Below are 17,802 nucleotides of genomic sequence, written 5' to 3' on the forward strand. Positions count from 1 at the left end.
TGCGGCCCTTCAAGCCTAGGACCCCTGAGCTCATGAACGCGACTTCCTCCTCTTCTCGTCGGATCGTCTGGCCGAGCGTCATCACCGTCATCAGCGCCGCCATCCTGATCGGCGCCGAGGTGTTCGGCGCGGCGTTTGCCGGCGGCTGGGCGCTCGCGATCCTGTTCGGGCTGGGCGAGCAGGGCACGCACATCCTTCAGGCCGCGCTGTTCGCGCTCGGCGTGCTCGTGATGACTGCCTTCATCCGCGCCGCTCAGCGCGTCGAGCCGTTCACGAAGCGCGGCTGAAGCGCGTACGCGCGCGAGAGACACGCGCGCTGAAAACTTAACGCGCGTTCATCTTCCGGGTCGCTCGCGCAACACTGCGCAAGCAGATGTTAGGCAATTCTGTTCGCAGTCTAAAAAATCTCTTGCGAAGCAGAGTCAAAACACTTATGTGCGGATTGCCCAATTTCGCACGTGCCTGTGGTCGTGTGTCAGTCGGTAGGTATCCGGACAAGAGGCCGGACAGCCGCCAAGGGGTGAAGAAGCCGAGGGGCTCTTCGGAAGTGTGGAAGTCGGAAGGCTCATAGCCGGAAGACGAAAGCAAACCCGGAGTGTCCAGCATCTCTCTCAAAGGGATGCCTTGTCGAAGGTGACTTTGCTCTTTGCAACCGTGACTGGCAGCCGGAGGCGAACCGGCGCACCCCGCTCTCAACGGGGGACGCGACTTAAAGCAACGACGGATCGGGCTTTTTTGGTCTCTACCGGCAGTCCAACGCCGGCGCGGGCTACTGAAAAGGCTTGTCCTTCATTGCCAGGTGTGCGGGCGGGAACATTCCCAACCAATCCACGGCAGCACTGTCTGATCTGAGTCTTTGGCTCGTCGCGCCTCCATCGCGTGATCTGGCCGGAGCGCTCTTATCCGACGTCATTTTTTGAACGGATCCCCGTCGCTGGGCCGTTTGGGAGAGTGCTATGACTGACCGTATCCAGGAATTCCTGCGCAACCGCCGCAGCGAGGGCCTCGACACCGAACCGTGCCTCGTCGTCGACCTCGAAGTCGTGCGCGACAATTACCAGACCTTTGCCAAGGCGCTGCCCGACAGCCGCGTGTTCTATGCCGTCAAGGCGAACCCGGCGCCGGAAGTGCTGGCTTTGCTCGCCTCCATGGGCTCCTGCTTCGACACCGCGACGGTCGCCGAGATCGAGATGGCGCTGGCCGCCGGTGCGACGCCCGACCGCATCTCCTTCGGCAACACGATCAAGAAGGAGCGCGATATCGCGCGCGCCTTCGCGCTCGGCATTCGGCTGTTCGCGGTCGATTGCGCCGCGGAAGTCGAGAAGGTCGCCCGTGCCGCTCCCGGCGCAAAGGTGTTCTGCCGCATCCTCTATGACTGCGCTGGCGCCGAATGGCCGCTGTCGCGCAAGTTCGGCTGCGATCCGGAGATGGCCGTCGACGTGCTCGACGTTGCCAAGCGTCTGGGCTTGGAGCCGTGCGGCATCTCCTTCCATGTCGGGTCGCAGCAGCGCAAGGTGAAGGCGTGGGACCGTGCGTTGGCGATGGCCTCGCAGGTGTTCCGCGACTGCGCCGAGCGCGGCATCAACCTGACCATGGTCAACATGGGCGGCGGTTTCCCGACCAAGTACCTGAAGGACGTGCCGCCGGTGGTGACCTACGGGCGCTCGATCTTCCGCGCGCTGCGCAAGCACTTCGGCAACCAGATTCCGGAGACCATCATCGAGCCGGGCCGCGGCATGGTGGGCAACGCCGGCATCATCGAATCCGAGGTCGTGCTCATCTCGAAGAAGAGCGACGAGGACGAGGTGCGCTGGGTCTATCTGGACATCGGCAAGTTCGGCGGTCTCGCCGAGACCATGGACGAGTCGATTCGCTACGCCATCCGCACCCCGCATGACGGTGCGGACATGACGCCGTGCGTGCTCGCTGGGCCAACCTGCGACAGCGCCGACGTGCTGTACGAGAAGAACCCGTATCCGCTTCCGGTGACGCTCGAGATCGGCGACAAGCTGCTGATCGAAGGCACCGGGGCCTATACGTCGACCTACTCGGCGGTGGCGTTCAACGGCATCCCGCCGCTGAAGACCTACCACATCTGATCGCCTCTCTTTCCGAGGCCTGACGAACCCGGGAGCCGGCTTGCCGGCTCCCTCCCTGACATTTCGATTTCTGACGACGCCTTGGACCGGCGTGCTTTGCGCACGTCGGTTTCAAGCGGGGACTGACGCGCCATGACTGCTCTTCGGAAGACACAGGTTGAACCCACCTCGAAAGCCGCTCCGTTCGCGATCCGTGCGGAGCGTGCTGGCGACGTTGCGATGCGTGAAGCGCTGCTCGATGCGTCCTTTGGCGAGAACCGCCATGGCCGCACCTGTCAGCGCCTGCGCGACGGACGCGCACCCGCCGCCGGCCTTGCGCTGGCCGCGATGCGCGAGGGGAAGCTCGTGGGAACCGTGCGGCTGTGGCACGTCAGCGCCGGAGGCAGGCCCGCTCTGGTCCTCGGACCGCTGGCGGTGGACCCTGCCTGCCGCGAGCTCGGGATCGGCGCCGCGCTGATGCAACAAGCGCTGGCTGCCGCCCGGGCGCGCGGGCATGCCGCCGTGATCCTGCTCGGTGATGCCCCTTATTACGCCCGCTTCGGCTTCTCGCCTGAGAAGACCGGCGAGCTGTCGCTGCCCGGCCCGTTCGAGCGCGACCGCCTGCTGGCGATCGAATTCCATGCCGGCGCACTGGATGACGCCGCCGGGATGATTGTCCCGACCGGCGCAGCCTTGCCCAAACGGAGGGTAGTTCGCGCCCTCCAGGCGCACGCGGCGTAAGAGATCGCCATGATGGCGACGACCGAGCCGCGTTAAGCGGCAACGCCCGGCTGGGCCTGCGTTAAGCTCCATTCCTTTGGGGTTGCGCAGGCCGGCAAATTGCCCGTAAACCCCACGAATTCCTCTTCAGTCGAGGCCACGACCATGTCCCGCCGCCTGATTTCCACCGGCTCCCCGTTCGAGAAGACCGCCGGCTACAGCCGCGCCGTGATCGACGGCGAGTTCGCCTTCGTCGCGGGCACCACCGGCTACGACTACACCACGATGACGATGCCGGCCGATGTCACGAGCCAGTCACGCAACTGCTTCAAGACCATCGAAGCTGCCCTGAAGGAGGGCGGTTTCGAGATGGCCGATATCGTCCGTGCGACCTACTACGTCACCGACGCCAGCACCATCGATGCCCATTTCGCCGTCTGCGGCGAGGTTCTCGGCAACATCAGGCCGGCCGCGACCTTGCTGGTCGTCAGCGCCCTCGCCAAGCCCGAGATGAAGGTCGAGATCGAAGTCACCGCCAAGCGCCGCAGCGCCTGATCCACCCACCCTTTGCCGCCAGCACGTTCCGGAGAAACCATCCCATGAGCCCCGCCTCGCAGATCTACGCGAAGATTACCGGTCCCATCGTCATGGTCGGCTTCGGCTCCATCGGCAAAGGCACGTTGCCGCTGATCGAGCGGCATCTCGACTACGACAAGTCGCGGATCACCGTGATCGATCCCAAGGACGAGGGTCGCAAGGCGCATTGCGAGAAGCACAATGTGCGCTTCATCCAGAAGGCAGTGACCAGGGACAATTATCGGGAGCTGCTGACCCCGCTGCTCACCGAAGGCGGCGGCCAGGGCTTTTGCGTCAATCTCTCGGTCGATACCGGCTCCACCGACATCATGGAGCTCTGCAACGAGCTCGGCGCTCTCTATATCGACACCGTCAACGAGCCCTGGCTCGGCTTCTATTTCGATTCGTCGAAGGGCCCGGAAGCCCGCTCCAACTACGCTCTTCGCGAAGCGACGCTGGCCGCCAAGAAGGCGCGCCCCGCGGGCTCGACGACGGCCGTCTCCTGCTGCGGCGCCAATCCCGGCATGGTCTCGTTTTTCGTCAAGCAGGCGCTGCTCAACGTCGCCGCCGACCTGAAGCTCAATGCCCCCAAGCCGAAGACCAAAGCCGAATGGGCGGACTTGATGCGACAGGCCGGCATCAAGGGCATCCACATCGCTGAACGCGACACCCAGCGCTCCAAGAAGCCGAAAGAGCCGGATGTCTTCGTCAACACCTGGTCGGTGGAAGGTTTCCTGTCGGAAGGCGTGCAGCCATCAGAACTCGGCTGGGGCACCCACGAAAAATGGATGCCCGAGAATGCGCGGACTCACGAAGCCGGCTGCGGCGCTGCCATCTATCTGATGCAGCCCGGCGCCAACACGCGCGTGCGCACCTGGTGCCCGACCCGCGGCGCGCAGTATGGCTTCCTCGTCACCCACAACGAGTCGATCTCGATCGCCGATTACTTCACGGTGCGCGATGCATCGGGCACCGCGGTCTACCGGCCGACCTGCCACTACGCCTATCATCCCGCTGATGACGCCGTGCTGTCGCTGCATGAAATGTTCGGCCGCGCCGCGAAGATGCAGGAGAAGCATCACATCCTCGACGAGAACGAGATCGTCGACGGCATCGACGAACTCGGCGTGCTGCTGTTCGGCCATGACAACAATGCCTACTGGTACGGCTCGCAGCTCTCCATCGAAGAGACCCGCAAGCTCGCGCCCTATCAGAACGCCACCGGCCTGCAGGTGACCTCCGCCGTGCTCGGCGGCATGGTGTGGGCACTGGAAAACCCGAACGAAGGCATTGTCGAAGCCGACGAGATGGATTTCGATCGCCTGCTGGAGATCCAGCTGCCCTATCTCGGCCCGGTGAAGGGTTTTTACACCGACTGGACGCCGCTGACGGATCGTCCGGGGCTGTTTCCGGAGGATATCGACACGAGCGATCCCTGGCAGTTCCGGAACGTTCTGGTGCGTTGAGAGCCGTCACCCAACTCTCCGCTCGTCATTCCGGGGCGCGCCACTTGGCGCTAGCCCGGAATCCATCAGGCGACAGAATCCGCTGACAAATGGATTCCGGGGTCGCGCTACGCGCGCCCCGGAATGACAGGGGACCTACTTCCTCTCGATCGGCGGCGCGATCTTCTCGGCTGGCGCTGGCGGCAATGCTGGTTTTGCCGCGCCGGCGGCGCCTTGCGTCTGCGGATCGGGCCGCGCCGGCTCTGGGGCCGGCGTGGTCGGCCGGTCGCCGCCGGGCTTGGCTTCCGCGGGCTTGTTCTGATCGTCGGACGGCGTGCCCTGAAGCGGTTGCGTCGCCTGGGCCGTCTGCATCCGGGTCTCGGCGCGGATTTGCGCCAGCGACAGGCCTGACACCACGACGCCGGCTGCGAACAGCGTGCAGGCAACCATCAGGTCGAGCTTCAGTCTGCGCTTGTCATATTGGCCGGGCATGTCGATCACCGCCTTTGTCCGCGAGATCAACGAAATCGCCCGGCTACGGTTCCCTGCCTGCGACGTTGGGAACCCGACACCTGCGCGCCAATCGCCACGCTCAATCCGTGGTGCTGACTTCCCAGGTGGCGTGGCGGACGCCGGGCAGATGCTGGAGATCAGTCGCCACTGCATTCAGCTCATTCGGATCGACGGCGGTCGCGACCAGCTTTGCCACGATCTCGATCAGATCGTCCCCAGTTTCGACCATTTCGATGTCGGCCACCAGATATTTTGCGCTCTCAAGCTTCTCGACCAGCCGGTCACGCATGTCGGGCAAGGCGTCCGGTGCGACCGCGAGCTTGAAGTAGTAGGTCGCCTCGGAGGTCTTCTCGTTCAGCGGAATGCGGTTGATGGCGTTGACCAGCGGCCGCAGCATGGTGTTGCCGGCAATCACGAACACCGTCAGCGCCGCGGCCTGCGCGACCATGTCTGCGCCGGCGCAGGAGCCGACCGCGGCCGAAGCCCACAGCGTCGCCGCGGTATTGAGCCCGCGCACGTCCATGCCCTGCTTCATGATGACGCCGGCGCCGAGAAAGCCGATGCCCGAGACGACGTAGGAGATCACCCGCACCGCGCCGTCGGCGCCGGCCAGGTGCATGGCGAGATCGACGAAAGCGGCGGCGCCGACCGCGACCAGCACGTTGGTACGCAGGCCCGCGGTGCGCTGACGATATTGCCGCTCAGCGCCGATCAGCGTGCCCAGCACGAAGGCCGTGAACAGGCTGACCAGCGTGTCCGCAAAATCAGCGATCTGGAAGGTCGTCAGAAACCGCATGGCCCCATCTACGGTCGGAACGATGACAGATTAAAGCTCCAGCAGGCCGCCGTCCCCATTTTCGTCGGCGAACGCCAGCAGCGTCCCCTTGGCGTTCCAGGCGAGCGCGGCCACCGGCGGGGTGCCATTGCGGCGGACAAGGATCTCGGCACCGTCCTCCAGACGCACCATCAGGACGGTGCCGTCGCTATAGCCGGCGGCGGAGATGTCGTTCCTGGGATGGCAGGCAACGACCGACACGCGCGCCTGGAGCGGCGCAAGCATCGCGGGCTCCTTGCCCATCGGGCCGTCCTTGCTGGCGAACGGCCACAGGATGACCGTGTCGGCGCCCGAGGTCGCCAGCGCCTTGCCGCCCGCGCTCCACGACATCGAGCGAACGCGGCCGGGATAGCCGGTCATGCGCATGTGCCTGTTGTCGGCAAGCCGCCAGCCGTGCAGCGCCGATTCGTGCATCGTGGTGACCAGGAATTTGTTGTCCGGGCTGAAGGTGACGCCGAGATGCGAGCCGGCCCAAGGCAGGAATTCGGCCGATCCCGCCATGTTGGGAAACCACAGCGTCGCGCCGTTGTAATGGGCGATCGCGAGACGCTGGCCCTTCGGCGCAAACGCGAGGCCGCCGACGGTCGAGGGCACATCGAGCGACTTCTCCTCGCTCTTGCCGCTCTTGAAGAAGGCGGTCTTGCCGGCCGACCAGGCGTAGGCCCCATCCGGATGCAGCGCCACCGCATCGATCCAACGCCGCTTCGGGTCAGTCGCAAGCAGCGTCACTTCGCCCTTGGCGTCGAGCGACACGACTTTTCCATCGTCGCCGCCCATCACGAGGCGCTTGCCGTCGGAGGCCGCCGACAGAATGCCGCCGCTGTGCACGGCGACCTTGCTGATCTCGCCCTGGCCATCCACGAACGCGACATTCTCCTCGCCGCCGACGAAGGCGGCGCGGCTGCCAAGGAAATGCACGGAGGTCACAACCATCCCGAGCGCGAGCGGCTTGACGCGCTCGGTGACGGAGACGATCGAGGCGGAATCGGGGTCCGGCGTAAACTCTTTCATCACGAGACGATGCAGCTCTCGAAGCCCTGGCGAATGAGCTCTTGCGGCAATTCGCGGCCGATGAAGACGAGGCGGCTCTCGCGCGGCTCGCCGTCCTTCCACTTTCGCTGGTGGTTGCCCTCCAGCATCATGTGCACGCCCTGAAAGACGTAGCGGTCATCATCGTCGTGGAAGGCGAGAATGCCCTTGGAGCGCAGGATCTTGCCGCCCTCCACCTGCACCAGATTCTGGAGCCAGGGCATGAACACGTTCGGATCGAGCGGCTTGTCGGTTTTGAGCGACAGCGACTGCATGTCCTCGTCGTGATAGTGCTTCAGGCCGTGGCCGTGATCATGATCGTGGTGATGGTCGTGGCCATGATGGTGATGATCGTGGTCGTGGACATGATCGTCGGCATTCAGGAAGTCCGGCTCGATGTCGAGGATGCGGTCGAGGTCGAAGGCGCCGCGGTCGAGCACGTCGGCCAAAGCCACCGAGCAGCGCTCGGTGCGGTGCAGCTTCGCATAGGGGTTGATAGCGCGGATGCGGGCCTCGACCTCGGCAAGCTCACCCTTGGTGACGAGATCGGTCTTGTTCAGCACGATGACGTCGGCAAAGGCGATCTGGTTCTTGGCCTCGGGCGCGTCCTTGAGGCGATCGGACAGCCATTTGGCGTCCGCAACCGTGACCACCGCGTCGAGGCGCGCGTTCTTCTGCACGTCCTCGTCGACGAAGAAGGTCTGGGCGACCGGTGCCGGATCGGCAAGACCGGTAGTCTCGACGATGATGGCGTCGAACTTGCCCTTGCGCTTCATCAGGCCTTCCATGATACGCACGAGATCGCCGCGCACGGTGCAGCAGATGCAGCCGTTGTTCATCTCGAACACTTCCTCATCGGCCCCGATGATGAGGTCGTTGTCGATGCCGATCTCGCCGAATTCGTTGACGATGACGGCGTACTTCTTGCCATGGTTTTCCGACAGGATGCGGTTCAACAGCGTGGTCTTGCCGGCGCCGAGATAGCCGGTCAGGACGGTCACGGGAATTTTTGGGGCGGTCACTTCAGACATAACAACTCCGGACTTCGGGCTTTTCGCGCGACGCGAGGCGGGGTGGCCCCTGCCCTAATGGTCAAGCGCGCTGGTCAGGGTCTTTATATTGTGCCTGACCATATCAATGTAAGTGGGTGCAGGCCCCTTTTCGCCGGTCAAACCGTCCGAAATCAGGGTCCCGCCGACTTTTGAGCCGGTCTCCGCCGCGATCCGCCGGATCAGCCGGTCGTCGCTGATATTTTCCAGGAACACGGCTGGGATTTTCTGGGCCTTGATCTGGCCGATGATGGTGGCGATGTCCCGCGCGCTGGGCTCGGTTTCCGTGGAGACGCCCAAGGGCGCGATGAACTGGACGCCGTATTCAGCGGCGAAATAGCCGAAGGCGTCATGGGTCGAGATTACCTTGCGCCGCTCCTGCGGGATTTTGGCCACGGCTTCGCGGACCTCGCGGTCGAGCGTTTCGAGCTTTTCCAGATAGACCTTGGCCTGGGCGCGGAAGAACTTCGCGTCGTCAGGGTCGGCCGCGGCCAGCGCATTCGCGATGTCGGTGACGTAGACCTTCGCGTTGAGGACGGACTGCCAGCCATGCGGGTCGGCGGCAGAGCCGAGCTTGAGCGGTGCGATGCCGGCGCTCGCGGTGACCACATGCGCCTTGCTGCCCGAGGACTGCACGAGGCGCGGCAGCCAACCCTCGAGACCAAGTCCGTTCACAACGACGAGCTTTGCGTCCGCGATCCGCTTCGCATCGCTGGGCGCGGGCGTGTAGACGTGGACGTCGCTGTCGGCCCCGACCAGCGTCGTCAGATTGATCCGGTCGCCGCCGACATTGCGGACGAAGTCGGCGAGGATCGAGAAACTCGCGACGACCTTCAGCTGCTCCGCGGCGTGCAAGGGCGAGGCGATGAGCAAGAGCACACAAAGCAGGATGCGCCGCATCGCTGTCACGCTTCCAGATGCCGGCCGGGAAACAGCTGCCTGACGACGCCGCCGACCCGGCCGAACAGGACGGAGACGGTGTAGAGCGCGCTCGCCACCAGAATGATCGCAGGGCCCGACGGCACACGGGTCTGGAACGACAGCACGAGACCTGCATAGCCGGAGACGGCGGCAGCGACGACCGCGATGCAGATCATGACGGTAAGATCGCGCGACCAGAACCGCGCGATGCCGGCCGGCAGGATCATCAGGCCGACCGCGAGCAGCGTGCCGAGCGCCTGAAAGCCGTTGACGAGGTTGATCACGACCAGCGCGAGGAAAGCGAGATGCGCAGGCCCGCCAGCCCGGCTCACGGTGCGCAAGAACAAGGGATCGACGCTCTCGATCACCAGCGGACGGTAGATCACTGCGAGCACCAGCAGCGTCACCGTGGCGTTGAAAGCGACGACCAGCAGCGTCTGGTCGTCCATCGCCAGAATATTGCCGAACAGCACGTGCAGCAGGTCGATATTGGTGCCCTTGATCGAGACGATGGTCACCCCCAGCGCCAGCGATGCCAGATAGAAGGTCGCGAGCGAGGCGTCCTCCTTCAGCCCGGTCGAGCGCGCGACGAGGCCTGCGAGGATTGCGACGGCAAAACCTGCGATTAGGCCGCCGGCCGTCATCGCGAACAGATTGAGACCGGAAAGCAGGAAACCGACAGCGGCGCCGGGAAGGATTGCATGCGCCATGGCGTCGCCGACCAGGCTCATCCGTCGCAACATCAGGAACACGCCGATCGGCGCACCCGCGAGCGAGAGCGCGATCACGGCCGCCAGCGCACGTCGCATGAACTCGAATTCGGTGAACGGGCCGATCAGCGCGTCATAGAGCATCGGATATCAAGCCGCCCGTGAGCGGGCATCATCGGCCGAGCAGGCGGCGGCGCTGTCGTCGAAGGCTTCGCACATCCGCATCGCGACCATCAGGTTTTCCGGCGTCAGCACTTCCGCCGTCGGGCCCCACGCCACAGGGCCGCGCGCCAGCACCAGCGTCTCGCTGAAATGGGTGCGCACCATCTCCATGTCGTGCAGTGCGGCCAGCACGGTGCGGCCTTCGCCGTGCCAGTGCTTCACCAGCGCCAGCAGATCGGCAGTGGTCTTGCTGTCGATGGCGTTGAAGGGCTCGTCCAGCACGATCAGCCGCGCGTCCTGGAGCAGCACGCGCGCAAACAGCACGCGCTGCATCTGGCCGCCCGAGAGTGTGCCGATCGGACGGTTTTCGAAGCCGTTGAGGCCGACGGAAGCGATCGCGCGGAGGATGTTTTCGCGCGCCGCCTTGCCGATGCCGCCGAACAGGCCGGTCCCACGCCACAGCCCGGTGGCAACGAAGTCCAGCACCGAGATCGGGAAGCTGCGGTCGATCTCCGCACTCTGCGGCAGATAGGCGATATCGCGGCTGTCGAGCCCGCCGAGATGGATGCTGCCGTCGAGCGGCTTGAGGATGCCGACGATGCCACGCAGCAGCGTCGACTTGCCTGCGCCGTTCGGGCCGATCACGGCCAACAACGCCCCCGGCGCGACCTCCCCGTTGAGGTGGTGCACGGCGGGATGGCGGTCGTAGCCGAGCGTGACGTTGTGAAAATGCAGCGCCGCCATGGTCACCTCATCGCCAGGAAGACCACGCCCCAGAGCACGGCGCAGACCGCGAGCGCGGCCGCGAGGCGGGCGGCCATCGTCATGCGCAGGATCGACCAGTGCGCCGCCTGAGCCGGATGCGGAGAGGCCGCACCGTGGACGTGTGCGTGGGTGTGATCGTGTCCATGCGAATGCCCGTGGTCATTGAAATGGCCATGGGAATGGCCATGAGCGTGGTCGTGATGATGGGCTTGGGACGCGGCGGGAACCATGCCGGAACGTTATATTATAACATTACCTCTGTCCACGCCGGGCTCAGGGCTTGCCGATCACCATGGCGATAGCGGCGGCGACGAACGGGAACGGCACCGAAACCGCACAGCGGAACCAGACGAAACGGGCCGGCATGAACGGAATTTCCCATAAAATCACCCGTTGGAAGGCAAACAGCGCCCAGGCGACGACATAGGCGACCACTTGAGGCACCCCGCCGCCCGATTTCAGCGCCACCGTACCGATGGAGAACCCGATCACCGGGCCGCCGGGCGTCGCGGCACCCGCGACCACGGCAGTCGCGACCCCGAGCCAGCCGCTGCCCGGCCCCAGCCAGCCGCTGATCACCTCCTGCGGGATGATGGCGGCGATGTAGCCGGAGCCGATCACCCCCAGCGCGATCCGCGGCACGATGTTGATGAAATCCATCGAGCCTTCGCGCAGCGAGGCCTTGAACACCGATGGGCCGCGGCGAAAGGCGATCAGGCCGACGCCGAATACCGAGCCCCACAACAGGATATCGATCAGAAGCGCGGCGCTCAATTCTCGTCGTCCTTCAGGACCGGCTTCGGATAAAGCCGGACATAGACGAAGCGACCGAGCGCGCCTGCGAGCACCGGCAGCGGCAGCGAGATGACGATGCGCCACAGCGTGAAGTCGGTGCCCATGATCGGGATTTCCCAAGCCACCGCCCGGCCATAGCCGATCAAGGTCCAGCTCACGACCACGGCGATGGTGGCACCGAAATCGGCGCCGACCGCCAGCAGCGCACTCGCCACGGGATAGGCGGTGAAGGGACCGCCGGGCAGGATCGCGCCGAAGGCGGTGCCGATCAGAAGGCCTTTCAGGCCCGAATTCGGCCCGAGCGCGCGCGAGACTTTCTCGTGCGGCAGGATCTCGGAGATGAACGCTCCGAGCAGGCAGCCGGCCAGCACGCGCGGCAGGATGCCGCCGAACAGCGAGAGATCGTGGGTCAGTATTTCGAGAACACCGTCGGTGCCGTCACGCCGCCAGACCAGACCCGCGCTCACCGCCACCAGCGCTGCGATGATGATGGTGGACCAGCCGATCGGCTTGCGCACGCGGCCGGGCCGCGGTTCGGAGTCCGCGTCCTCGGCGGGCGCGGTGTCTTTCGGGAAGGGTTCTGACAACGGGCGCGTTCGGCTCGAGGGTGATGCCCATCCTGATTAACGGCGCCGCAGATGCGATGCAAACGGTACGATGACGTGAGCGATGCGCACCTCGCGCAGGGCCATGCGAGCCGAAATGCGAATTCCGCACAGCAAAAAAGGCGGCCGCGCCTGCGACCGCCTTTTCGTTTATGTCATTCCGGAGCGGCAAAGCCGAACCCGGAATCTCGAGATTCTCTGGTGCGGGAGCCCGCACCATAGTTCGATGCTGCGCATCGCCCCGGAATGACGGAGTGAAGCCTCAGGCCTTGTCGAACAGGGACTCGACGTATTCCCAGTTCACGAGGTTCTCGACAAACGCCTTCAGATAGTCGGGACGGCGGTTGCGATAGTCGATGTAGTAGGAGTGCTCCCAGACGTCGCAGCCGAGGATCGGGGTGGCGCCGTGCACCAGCGGATTCTCGCCGTTCGGGGTCTTGGAAATCTCGAGCTTGCCGTTCTTGACCTGGAGCCAGCACCAGCCGGAGCCGAACTGGCCGACGCCGGCCGCCTGGAAGTCCGTCTTGAACTTCTCGAAGCCGCCGAGGTCCTCGTTGATCTTCTTCTCGATCTTGCCCGGCAGCTTGGTGCCGCCGCCATTGGGCTTCATCCAGCTCCAGAAATGGATGTGGTTGTAGTGCTGGCCGGCATTGTTGAACACCGCGGGGTTCTTGCCGAACGAGCCCTTGACGATCTCCTCAAGGGACTTGCCTTCCCATTCGGTGCCCTTGAGCGCGTTATTGCCGTTGGTGACATAGGCCTGATGATGCTTGTCGTGGTGGAATTCGAGCGTTTCCTTCGACATGAATTGCCCGAGGGCGTCATAGGCGTAGGGGAGTGGGGGCAGCGTAAAGGTCATGGGTGTTGTCCGCGACTGATGGGGGAACGAGACTTAACGGTCACCCCTTATAGAAGGTTCCGTGGCTGTTAAATACCGCGAATTTCCCAAAAGGCGCGGTACGGCGGCTTGGCCCGATTGCATAAAATCGTCGCAAGGATGTGGGGCGTTTCAACCGGGCCGCAAAATATCATTGCCTTTGAGGTGCTTATGGCAGAACGAAACGCACCGACGGCGCGGAGATGCGAAAGAGCAAGCGATGAGCATCGAGATCGACATTTTGAACGGCGACGCCTCGTGGCGGATGGCGGAGCCGCTGCATCAGGCGGTCTTCGGACCTGATATCGTCGGGAAGCAGCCCTGGGCTCACGTCAAATGGGCCAATGCCGATTTGCGCGTGCTGATCGAGACGCCCGAGGATGGTCTCGTCTGCCATGTCGGCATCTACTTCCGCACCGTCACCTGGAACGGGCAGAAGGTTCACATCGGCGGCATCGGCGGCGTCTGCACGCGGGAGGACCGGCGCGGCCGCGGCTATGCGACGATGGCGATCGATGCCGCGGTGCATACCATGCGCGCCAACGAGGCGGTCCGCTTCGCGCTGCTGTTCTGCGAGCCGCACAATGTGGCGTTCTACCAGGCCCGCAGCTGGCTCCCCTTCAAGGGCGAGGTCTATTGCGAGCAGCCGGAGGGGCGGATCCGCTTCACCTACATGGCGCCCTATGTCTGCAATATCGTCAGCGCGCCGACGCTGGGCACCATCGACCTCTGCGGCCTGCCCTGGTGAGCCCTGCGTGAAGCGAGGCTGGTGCCGGCGCTCCACGCTATATAGTATGTCGAGCATCATCCAATATTCCGCGCGGTGACACATGACGATCGACGCCTCCATAGACGCCGTGCCGCCGCCTGCCCCGGTCACCTCCCCCATCGCCAGCTTGCTGACGGCACCGATCCTGCCGACGCTGCTGCGGCTCGCGATCCCCAACATGATCGCGATGGTCGGCAGCACGCTGGTTGCGATCGCCGAGACCTCCTATATCGGCCGGCTCGGCACCATCCCGCTGGCAGCGATCGCGCTGGTGTTTCCGTTCGCCATGCTGAACCAGATGATGAGCGCTGGCGCGATGGGCGGTGGCGTCTCGTCTGCGATCAGCCGTGCGCTCGGCGCAGGCGACCGGAACCGTGCGGCGACGCTGGCGCTGCATGCCGCCATCATCGGCCTCTGCGGCGGGCTTTTCTTCACGGTGACGATGCTCGTCTTCGGCCGCTCGTTCTTCACGCTGCTGGGCGGGCGCGAGCGCGTGCTCGAGGAAGCCAGCGGCTATTCGCAAATGCTGTTCTCCGGCGCGGTCGCGATCTGGCTCGTCAACACGCTGGCCTCGGTGATCCGCGGCACGGGCGACATGCGTCTGCCCTCGATGGCGCTGATCGGGACGAGCGTGCTCCAGATCGCGCTCGGCGGCACGCTGGGGCTCGGCCTGTTCGGTGTGCCGCAATTCGGCATGCCAGGTGTCGCTGCCGGGCAATTGATCGCGTTCACCTGTGCTGCGATCTTTTTCCTCTGGTATCTCTGGTCCGGCCGCAGCCGGCTGCCGCTGGATTTCCGCGCCTTCCATTTCGATCGCGCGTTGTTCTTCGACATCCTCAAGGTCGGCGCGGTCGCCTGCCTGTCGCCGCTCCAGACCGTGCTTACCATTTTGATCTTCACCAAGATCCTGGCGACCTTCGGCACCGAGATGCTGGCCGGCTACGGCATCGGCTCGCGGCTGGAATTCTTGCTGATCCCGATCACCTTCGCCTTCGGTATCGCATCGGTGCCGATGGTCGGCATGGCGATGGGCGCCGGACAGGTGAAACGCGCGCGTCGCGTGGCCTGGACCGCGGCCGCGGCCTCGGGAATCACAGTCGGCCTGATCGGGCTCGTCATCGCGCTCGATCCGTCACTGTGGGTCTCGCTCTTCACCAGGGATCCCGGCGTTGCTGCCGCCGCGCACAGCTATTTCCACTGGGCAGGCCCGACCTTCGTGTTCTTCGGCATGGGCGTGTCGCTGTATTTCTCCTCGCAAGGCGCGGCGCGCGTCGGCGGTCCCGTGCTCGCCTCCACCGCGCGGCTACTGATCGTCGCCATCGGCGGAGGCACCCTCATGATGGCACAGGCTCCAGCCTGGACCCTGTTCGCGCTGGTCGGCGGCGCCATGGCGGTGTTCGGGCTTTCGACCGCAGGCTCGGTCGCCTTGGTGCGCTGGGGCAAATGAGCGCAGGTTACACGCAGGCAAATAAACGCAGGAATGTGATTCCATCCAGCGTTGCACTATCCTGCTGGGCTGCTATGGAGGCGCTCCATTTCGGGGCTCTCTCCATGACTTCAAGATTCGCTGCTCTCATCGTCCTTCTGGCTGCGCTCCTTGGAGCGACTGCCGCCCATGCGCAGAGCGTCGACGGGACCTGGCTGACCCAGGCCGGCGATGCCCGCGTCAAGATCAGCAAATGCGGCGGCGACATCTGCGGCAACGTCGTCTGGCTGCGTGAACCCCACGACACCGCGACCGGCCTGCCTGCCACCGACAGCAAGAATCCCAATCCCGCCCTCGCCAGGCGCCCGATGATCGGCTTGCCATTGTTCAGCGGCATGCAGCCTTCAGGGCCGAACAAATGGTCGGGCCAGATCTACAATGCCGACGACGGCAGCACCTATGCGAGCAGCGTGACGGTGACATCAGCGGATTCGCTGCGGGTCGAAGGCTGCGTTGGCGCGCTCTGCGGCGGCGAGACCTGGACGCGCGCGGGGCGCTAGCGCTTCACGCCATCATCGCCTTCAGCGCCGTCGCAGCCGAGGCGTAGCCACCCCGCGCGCCGTCGATGAAATGGACGTGGTCGCTGCGCAGCGGCGATGGGGTAAAGCAGGTCATCATCGCGGCGTCCTGCTGGTGGAGACCGTAGCGCACGATGCCGTCGCGCGCGGCAGTCGCGAGACGATCGCTGAGGGCGCGCTCGAGCTCCGGCGTACAGTCGAGGATCATGCGCAGGCCGTCGTCATATTTTCGGAAGTCGGAGTTCTCCACGACCTGCCGCGTATAGAGCTTCGGCACGAAGCCGCCGACCTTGAGATCGAAGCGCATGATCAGATAGACGAAAAGCGTGTAGGCCAGCACCCGGGCGCGGCGTGCGAGCAGCGGACCCCCGCGCATGGTGCGCGCCTCATATTCCAGTCCCTGCGGCGGCCATGTCAGCGGCGGCCCTTGCGGCGGCACGGGCCGACCGGCGTCCGGGCTGCGCTCGACGAGATGGATGACGTCCTCGATCACCTTGCGGAAGACCCGCGGGTCGGCGCCCAGAGCCGGCATCACCAGCACCGACAAGATGAGGCCGCGCGCGGCCGGCATCACTTCGAAACGGCAGGACAGGCCGGAGAGATCGGGCTGCGTGCCCGCGGGCGCTTCCGCGACCGCGAACTCACCGCGCTTCATCGCCGCATCAGCCCAAGCGAGCCCGCCACCGGAGAACATCGCATAGGACAAATTGGCCGATGGACCGAAGCGCGCGACGCGCACGTCGAGGCCCTGAGCGCGGATAGCCCTGACCGGCACCAGCGCGACACGCATCGTCAGATCGAGATCCTCCCGCACCCAGGTCGCGGTCGCGGCCAGCGCTTCGTGCGCGCGGTTGAGATCACCCGGCGCGACCGCGAAACTCGCGCCGTCGCCGCCGAACACGAAGGGAAATTCGCGTCCCTCCAATGCGTTCGTCACCGCCGCGATCACGGCGGCACCGGCCATGTTCACCGCCTTGTAGCGCTGCGCCGCGATAGCCTTGGTGGAATCTACGATGTCGGCAACGCCGACGCTCCAGTCGTCGGGCAGCGGCGAATACAAAGCGGGGTCCATCAGGCTGGTGAAGCCGCGAAAGACCGGAATGCCGCTATAGAACGCTGATGTCATCGGATGATACCGGATCTTGGACGCACGTCCAAAGAGACATACGTAGAAGAATCGATTCGGGTTCGCCGGGGCGCGCCCTTGCAACCCTTGGCCGAAATAGACCCGGACAACAAGATGAGGGCGCGCTGCAATGCCACACAAGGTCATTGATCGGCATCAAACAGCTGCGCGCAAATGGCGTCTAGTCTCGATGATCTGACATGGTAGCGCGGGAACATCGACGTGTCCGACTCCGACAGGAAGGACCCCATCGCTCCGGTAAGCCGGCGCACCGGGCGTGATCCGATCAGCGCGGTGAAGATGCCGGAAAGCCTGACCGCGGCCGTCGATCATTGGGCCGAAACCCATCACCTGTCGCGCTCAGATGCCATCCGCACGCTGGTCGAGCTGGGCCTGAAGGTCGCGCCCCCGGCACTCCCGCCAGGGCACCCGCTCGCTTCGGATGCCACCAGGATCGAAGAGCTTGCGGTGCATGAACTCGAGGGACTGCTCGATCCTGCCCTGTCTGAAGACGAACGCGAGCGCCGGATCCGGCGCCTGACCGACGGCCCGCCGGAGTTCTCACACGAACGGATTGACCTGCCGAAGCACCGGACCTGAATGTCTAGTGCAGCTTCTCGTCCTGACGCTTGCGCAGCGCAGATGAGGGTACGTCGTGGCAGCCGACCAGACGCACGAATTTCTGCGGATACATTTCGTAACCGTGATCACCGGAATTCTGATGAGACATCGGCTCGCAGTGAACGGGCTGGCCGTGAACGTCGCTTGGCTGTGCGCGCTTTGCCGACGCCTTGCCCGGGTTCGAAGCGGTCATGGACTGCTC

The 17,802-nt window shown here is 64.7% G+C and carries 22 protein-coding genes; 9 read left to right on the forward strand and 13 right to left on the reverse strand.

Translation table 11 applies throughout. The annotated features are described in order from the left end of the window. Positions 1 to 32 precede the first annotated feature (32 nt). The 5 genes from AC0L27_RS08085 (at position 33) to AC0L27_RS08105 (ending at position 4,840) form a co-directional block, all read left to right on the forward strand. Complete coding sequence (locus AC0L27_RS08085) at positions 33 to 287, forward strand: hypothetical protein (protein WP_007597166.1); 255 nt, start codon at positions 33 to 35, stop codon at positions 285 to 287. Between the two features lie 669 nt (positions 288 to 956). Next, positions 957 to 2,099, forward strand: coding sequence for a type III PLP-dependent enzyme (locus AC0L27_RS08090; protein WP_018453321.1), 1,143 nt, complete (start codon positions 957 to 959; stop codon positions 2,097 to 2,099). Between the two features lie 132 nt (positions 2,100 to 2,231). Next, the gene (locus tag AC0L27_RS08095) at positions 2,232 to 2,819 is read left to right on the forward strand and encodes a GNAT family N-acetyltransferase (protein WP_275170993.1); all 588 of its coding nucleotides are present in this window, start codon (positions 2,232 to 2,234) and stop codon (positions 2,817 to 2,819) included. Between the two features lie 144 nt (positions 2,820 to 2,963). Next, the gene (locus AC0L27_RS08100; protein WP_354208329.1) at positions 2,964 to 3,353 is read left to right on the forward strand and encodes a RidA family protein; all 390 of its coding nucleotides are present in this window, start codon (positions 2,964 to 2,966) and stop codon (positions 3,351 to 3,353) included. A gap of 44 nt (positions 3,354 to 3,397) precedes the next feature. Next, positions 3,398 to 4,840 (forward strand): homospermidine synthase, encoded by a 1,443-nt coding sequence (locus AC0L27_RS08105; protein WP_354208330.1) that lies wholly within the window; start codon positions 3,398 to 3,400, stop codon positions 4,838 to 4,840. Between the two features lie 135 nt (positions 4,841 to 4,975). Here the strand turns inward: AC0L27_RS08105 and AC0L27_RS08110 are convergent, their stop codons facing one another. From AC0L27_RS08110 to AC0L27_RS08160, 11 genes are all read right to left on the reverse strand, one after another. Further along, positions 4,976 to 5,311 carry a hypothetical protein gene (locus AC0L27_RS08110; RefSeq protein WP_354062005.1) on the reverse strand — a complete coding sequence of 112 codons (336 nt, stop codon included), beginning with the start codon at positions 5,309 to 5,311 and terminating at the stop codon, positions 4,976 to 4,978. Between the two features lie 100 nt (positions 5,312 to 5,411). Beyond that, on the reverse strand, positions 5,412 to 6,128 hold the full coding sequence (locus AC0L27_RS08115; RefSeq protein WP_275170990.1) for an MgtC/SapB family protein: 717 nt from the start codon (positions 6,126 to 6,128) through the stop codon (positions 5,412 to 5,414). 30 nt (positions 6,129 to 6,158) lie between these two features. Beyond that, complete coding sequence (locus tag AC0L27_RS08120; RefSeq protein ID WP_354208367.1) at positions 6,159 to 7,178, reverse strand: WD40 repeat domain-containing protein; 1,020 nt, start codon at positions 7,176 to 7,178, stop codon at positions 6,159 to 6,161. Further along, positions 7,178 to 8,227, reverse strand: a complete 1,050-nt coding sequence (locus tag AC0L27_RS08125) for a CobW family GTP-binding protein (RefSeq protein ID WP_354208331.1) — start codon at positions 8,225 to 8,227, stop codon at positions 7,178 to 7,180. The genes AC0L27_RS08120 and AC0L27_RS08125 overlap by 1 nt, the downstream gene beginning before the upstream one ends. Positions 8,228 to 8,281: 54 nt before the next feature. Continuing rightward, positions 8,282 to 9,145: a metal ABC transporter solute-binding protein, Zn/Mn family gene (locus AC0L27_RS08130; protein WP_354208332.1), complete on the reverse strand. Its 864-nt coding sequence runs from the start codon at positions 9,143 to 9,145 to the stop codon at positions 8,282 to 8,284. A 5-nt stretch (positions 9,146 to 9,150) separates the two neighbouring features. Beyond that, entirely contained in the window at positions 9,151 to 10,020 is an 870-nt protein-coding gene (locus AC0L27_RS08135; protein WP_007597190.1) for a metal ABC transporter permease, read from the reverse strand. A 6-nt stretch (positions 10,021 to 10,026) separates the two neighbouring features. Continuing rightward, the gene (locus AC0L27_RS08140) at positions 10,027 to 10,782 is read right to left on the reverse strand and encodes a metal ABC transporter ATP-binding protein (RefSeq protein WP_354208333.1); all 756 of its coding nucleotides are present in this window, start codon (positions 10,780 to 10,782) and stop codon (positions 10,027 to 10,029) included. 2 nt (positions 10,783 to 10,784) lie between these two features. After that, on the reverse strand, positions 10,785 to 11,033 hold the full coding sequence (locus AC0L27_RS08145) for a hypothetical protein (protein ID WP_354101217.1): 249 nt from the start codon (positions 11,031 to 11,033) through the stop codon (positions 10,785 to 10,787). 43 nt (positions 11,034 to 11,076) lie between these two features. Beyond that, positions 11,077 to 11,577 carry a hypothetical protein gene (locus AC0L27_RS08150; protein ID WP_354208334.1) on the reverse strand — a complete coding sequence of 167 codons (501 nt, stop codon included), beginning with the start codon at positions 11,575 to 11,577 and terminating at the stop codon, positions 11,077 to 11,079. Next, positions 11,574 to 12,185 (reverse strand): permease, encoded by a 612-nt coding sequence (locus AC0L27_RS08155; protein ID WP_354208335.1) that lies wholly within the window; start codon positions 12,183 to 12,185, stop codon positions 11,574 to 11,576. Before AC0L27_RS08155 ends, AC0L27_RS08150 begins: the two co-directional genes overlap by 4 nt. A gap of 280 nt (positions 12,186 to 12,465) precedes the next feature. Continuing rightward, positions 12,466 to 13,062 (reverse strand): superoxide dismutase, encoded by a 597-nt coding sequence (locus tag AC0L27_RS08160; protein WP_007597204.1) that lies wholly within the window; start codon positions 13,060 to 13,062, stop codon positions 12,466 to 12,468. Between the two features lie 238 nt (positions 13,063 to 13,300). Here AC0L27_RS08160 and AC0L27_RS08165 point away from each other — a divergent pair, with 238 nt between their 5' ends. The 3 genes from AC0L27_RS08165 (at position 13,301) to AC0L27_RS08175 (ending at position 15,835) form a co-directional block, all read left to right on the forward strand. Next, positions 13,301 to 13,828: a GNAT family N-acetyltransferase gene (locus AC0L27_RS08165; protein ID WP_275170983.1), complete on the forward strand. Its 528-nt coding sequence runs from the start codon at positions 13,301 to 13,303 to the stop codon at positions 13,826 to 13,828. An 82-nt stretch (positions 13,829 to 13,910) separates the two neighbouring features. Then, positions 13,911 to 15,296, forward strand: a complete 1,386-nt coding sequence (locus tag AC0L27_RS08170; RefSeq protein ID WP_354208336.1) for an MATE family efflux transporter — start codon at positions 13,911 to 13,913, stop codon at positions 15,294 to 15,296. A 104-nt stretch (positions 15,297 to 15,400) separates the two neighbouring features. Next, on the forward strand, positions 15,401 to 15,835 hold the full coding sequence (locus AC0L27_RS08175; protein ID WP_354061249.1) for a DUF2147 domain-containing protein: 435 nt from the start codon (positions 15,401 to 15,403) through the stop codon (positions 15,833 to 15,835). A gap of 4 nt (positions 15,836 to 15,839) precedes the next feature. On the opposite strand, the gene AC0L27_RS08180 is transcribed toward AC0L27_RS08175, so the two are convergent. Then, the gene (locus AC0L27_RS08180; RefSeq protein WP_354061247.1) at positions 15,840 to 16,979 is read right to left on the reverse strand and encodes a DUF3095 domain-containing protein; all 1,140 of its coding nucleotides are present in this window, start codon (positions 16,977 to 16,979) and stop codon (positions 15,840 to 15,842) included. Between the two features lie 222 nt (positions 16,980 to 17,201). On the opposite strand from AC0L27_RS08180, the gene AC0L27_RS08185 reads away from it, so the two are divergent. After that, positions 17,202 to 17,579, forward strand: coding sequence for a ribbon-helix-helix domain-containing protein (locus AC0L27_RS08185; RefSeq protein WP_275170979.1), 378 nt, complete (start codon positions 17,202 to 17,204; stop codon positions 17,577 to 17,579). Positions 17,580 to 17,583: 4 nt separating this feature from the next. Here AC0L27_RS08185 and AC0L27_RS08190 read toward each other — a convergent pair whose 3' ends face one another. Next, a complete protein-coding gene (locus AC0L27_RS08190; protein WP_354208337.1) occupies positions 17,584 to 17,793 on the reverse strand; it encodes a hypothetical protein in 210 nt (69 codons plus the stop codon). Positions 17,794 to 17,802 lie beyond the last annotated feature (9 nt).

Source organism: Bradyrhizobium sp. Ken51 (assembly GCF_055807435.1).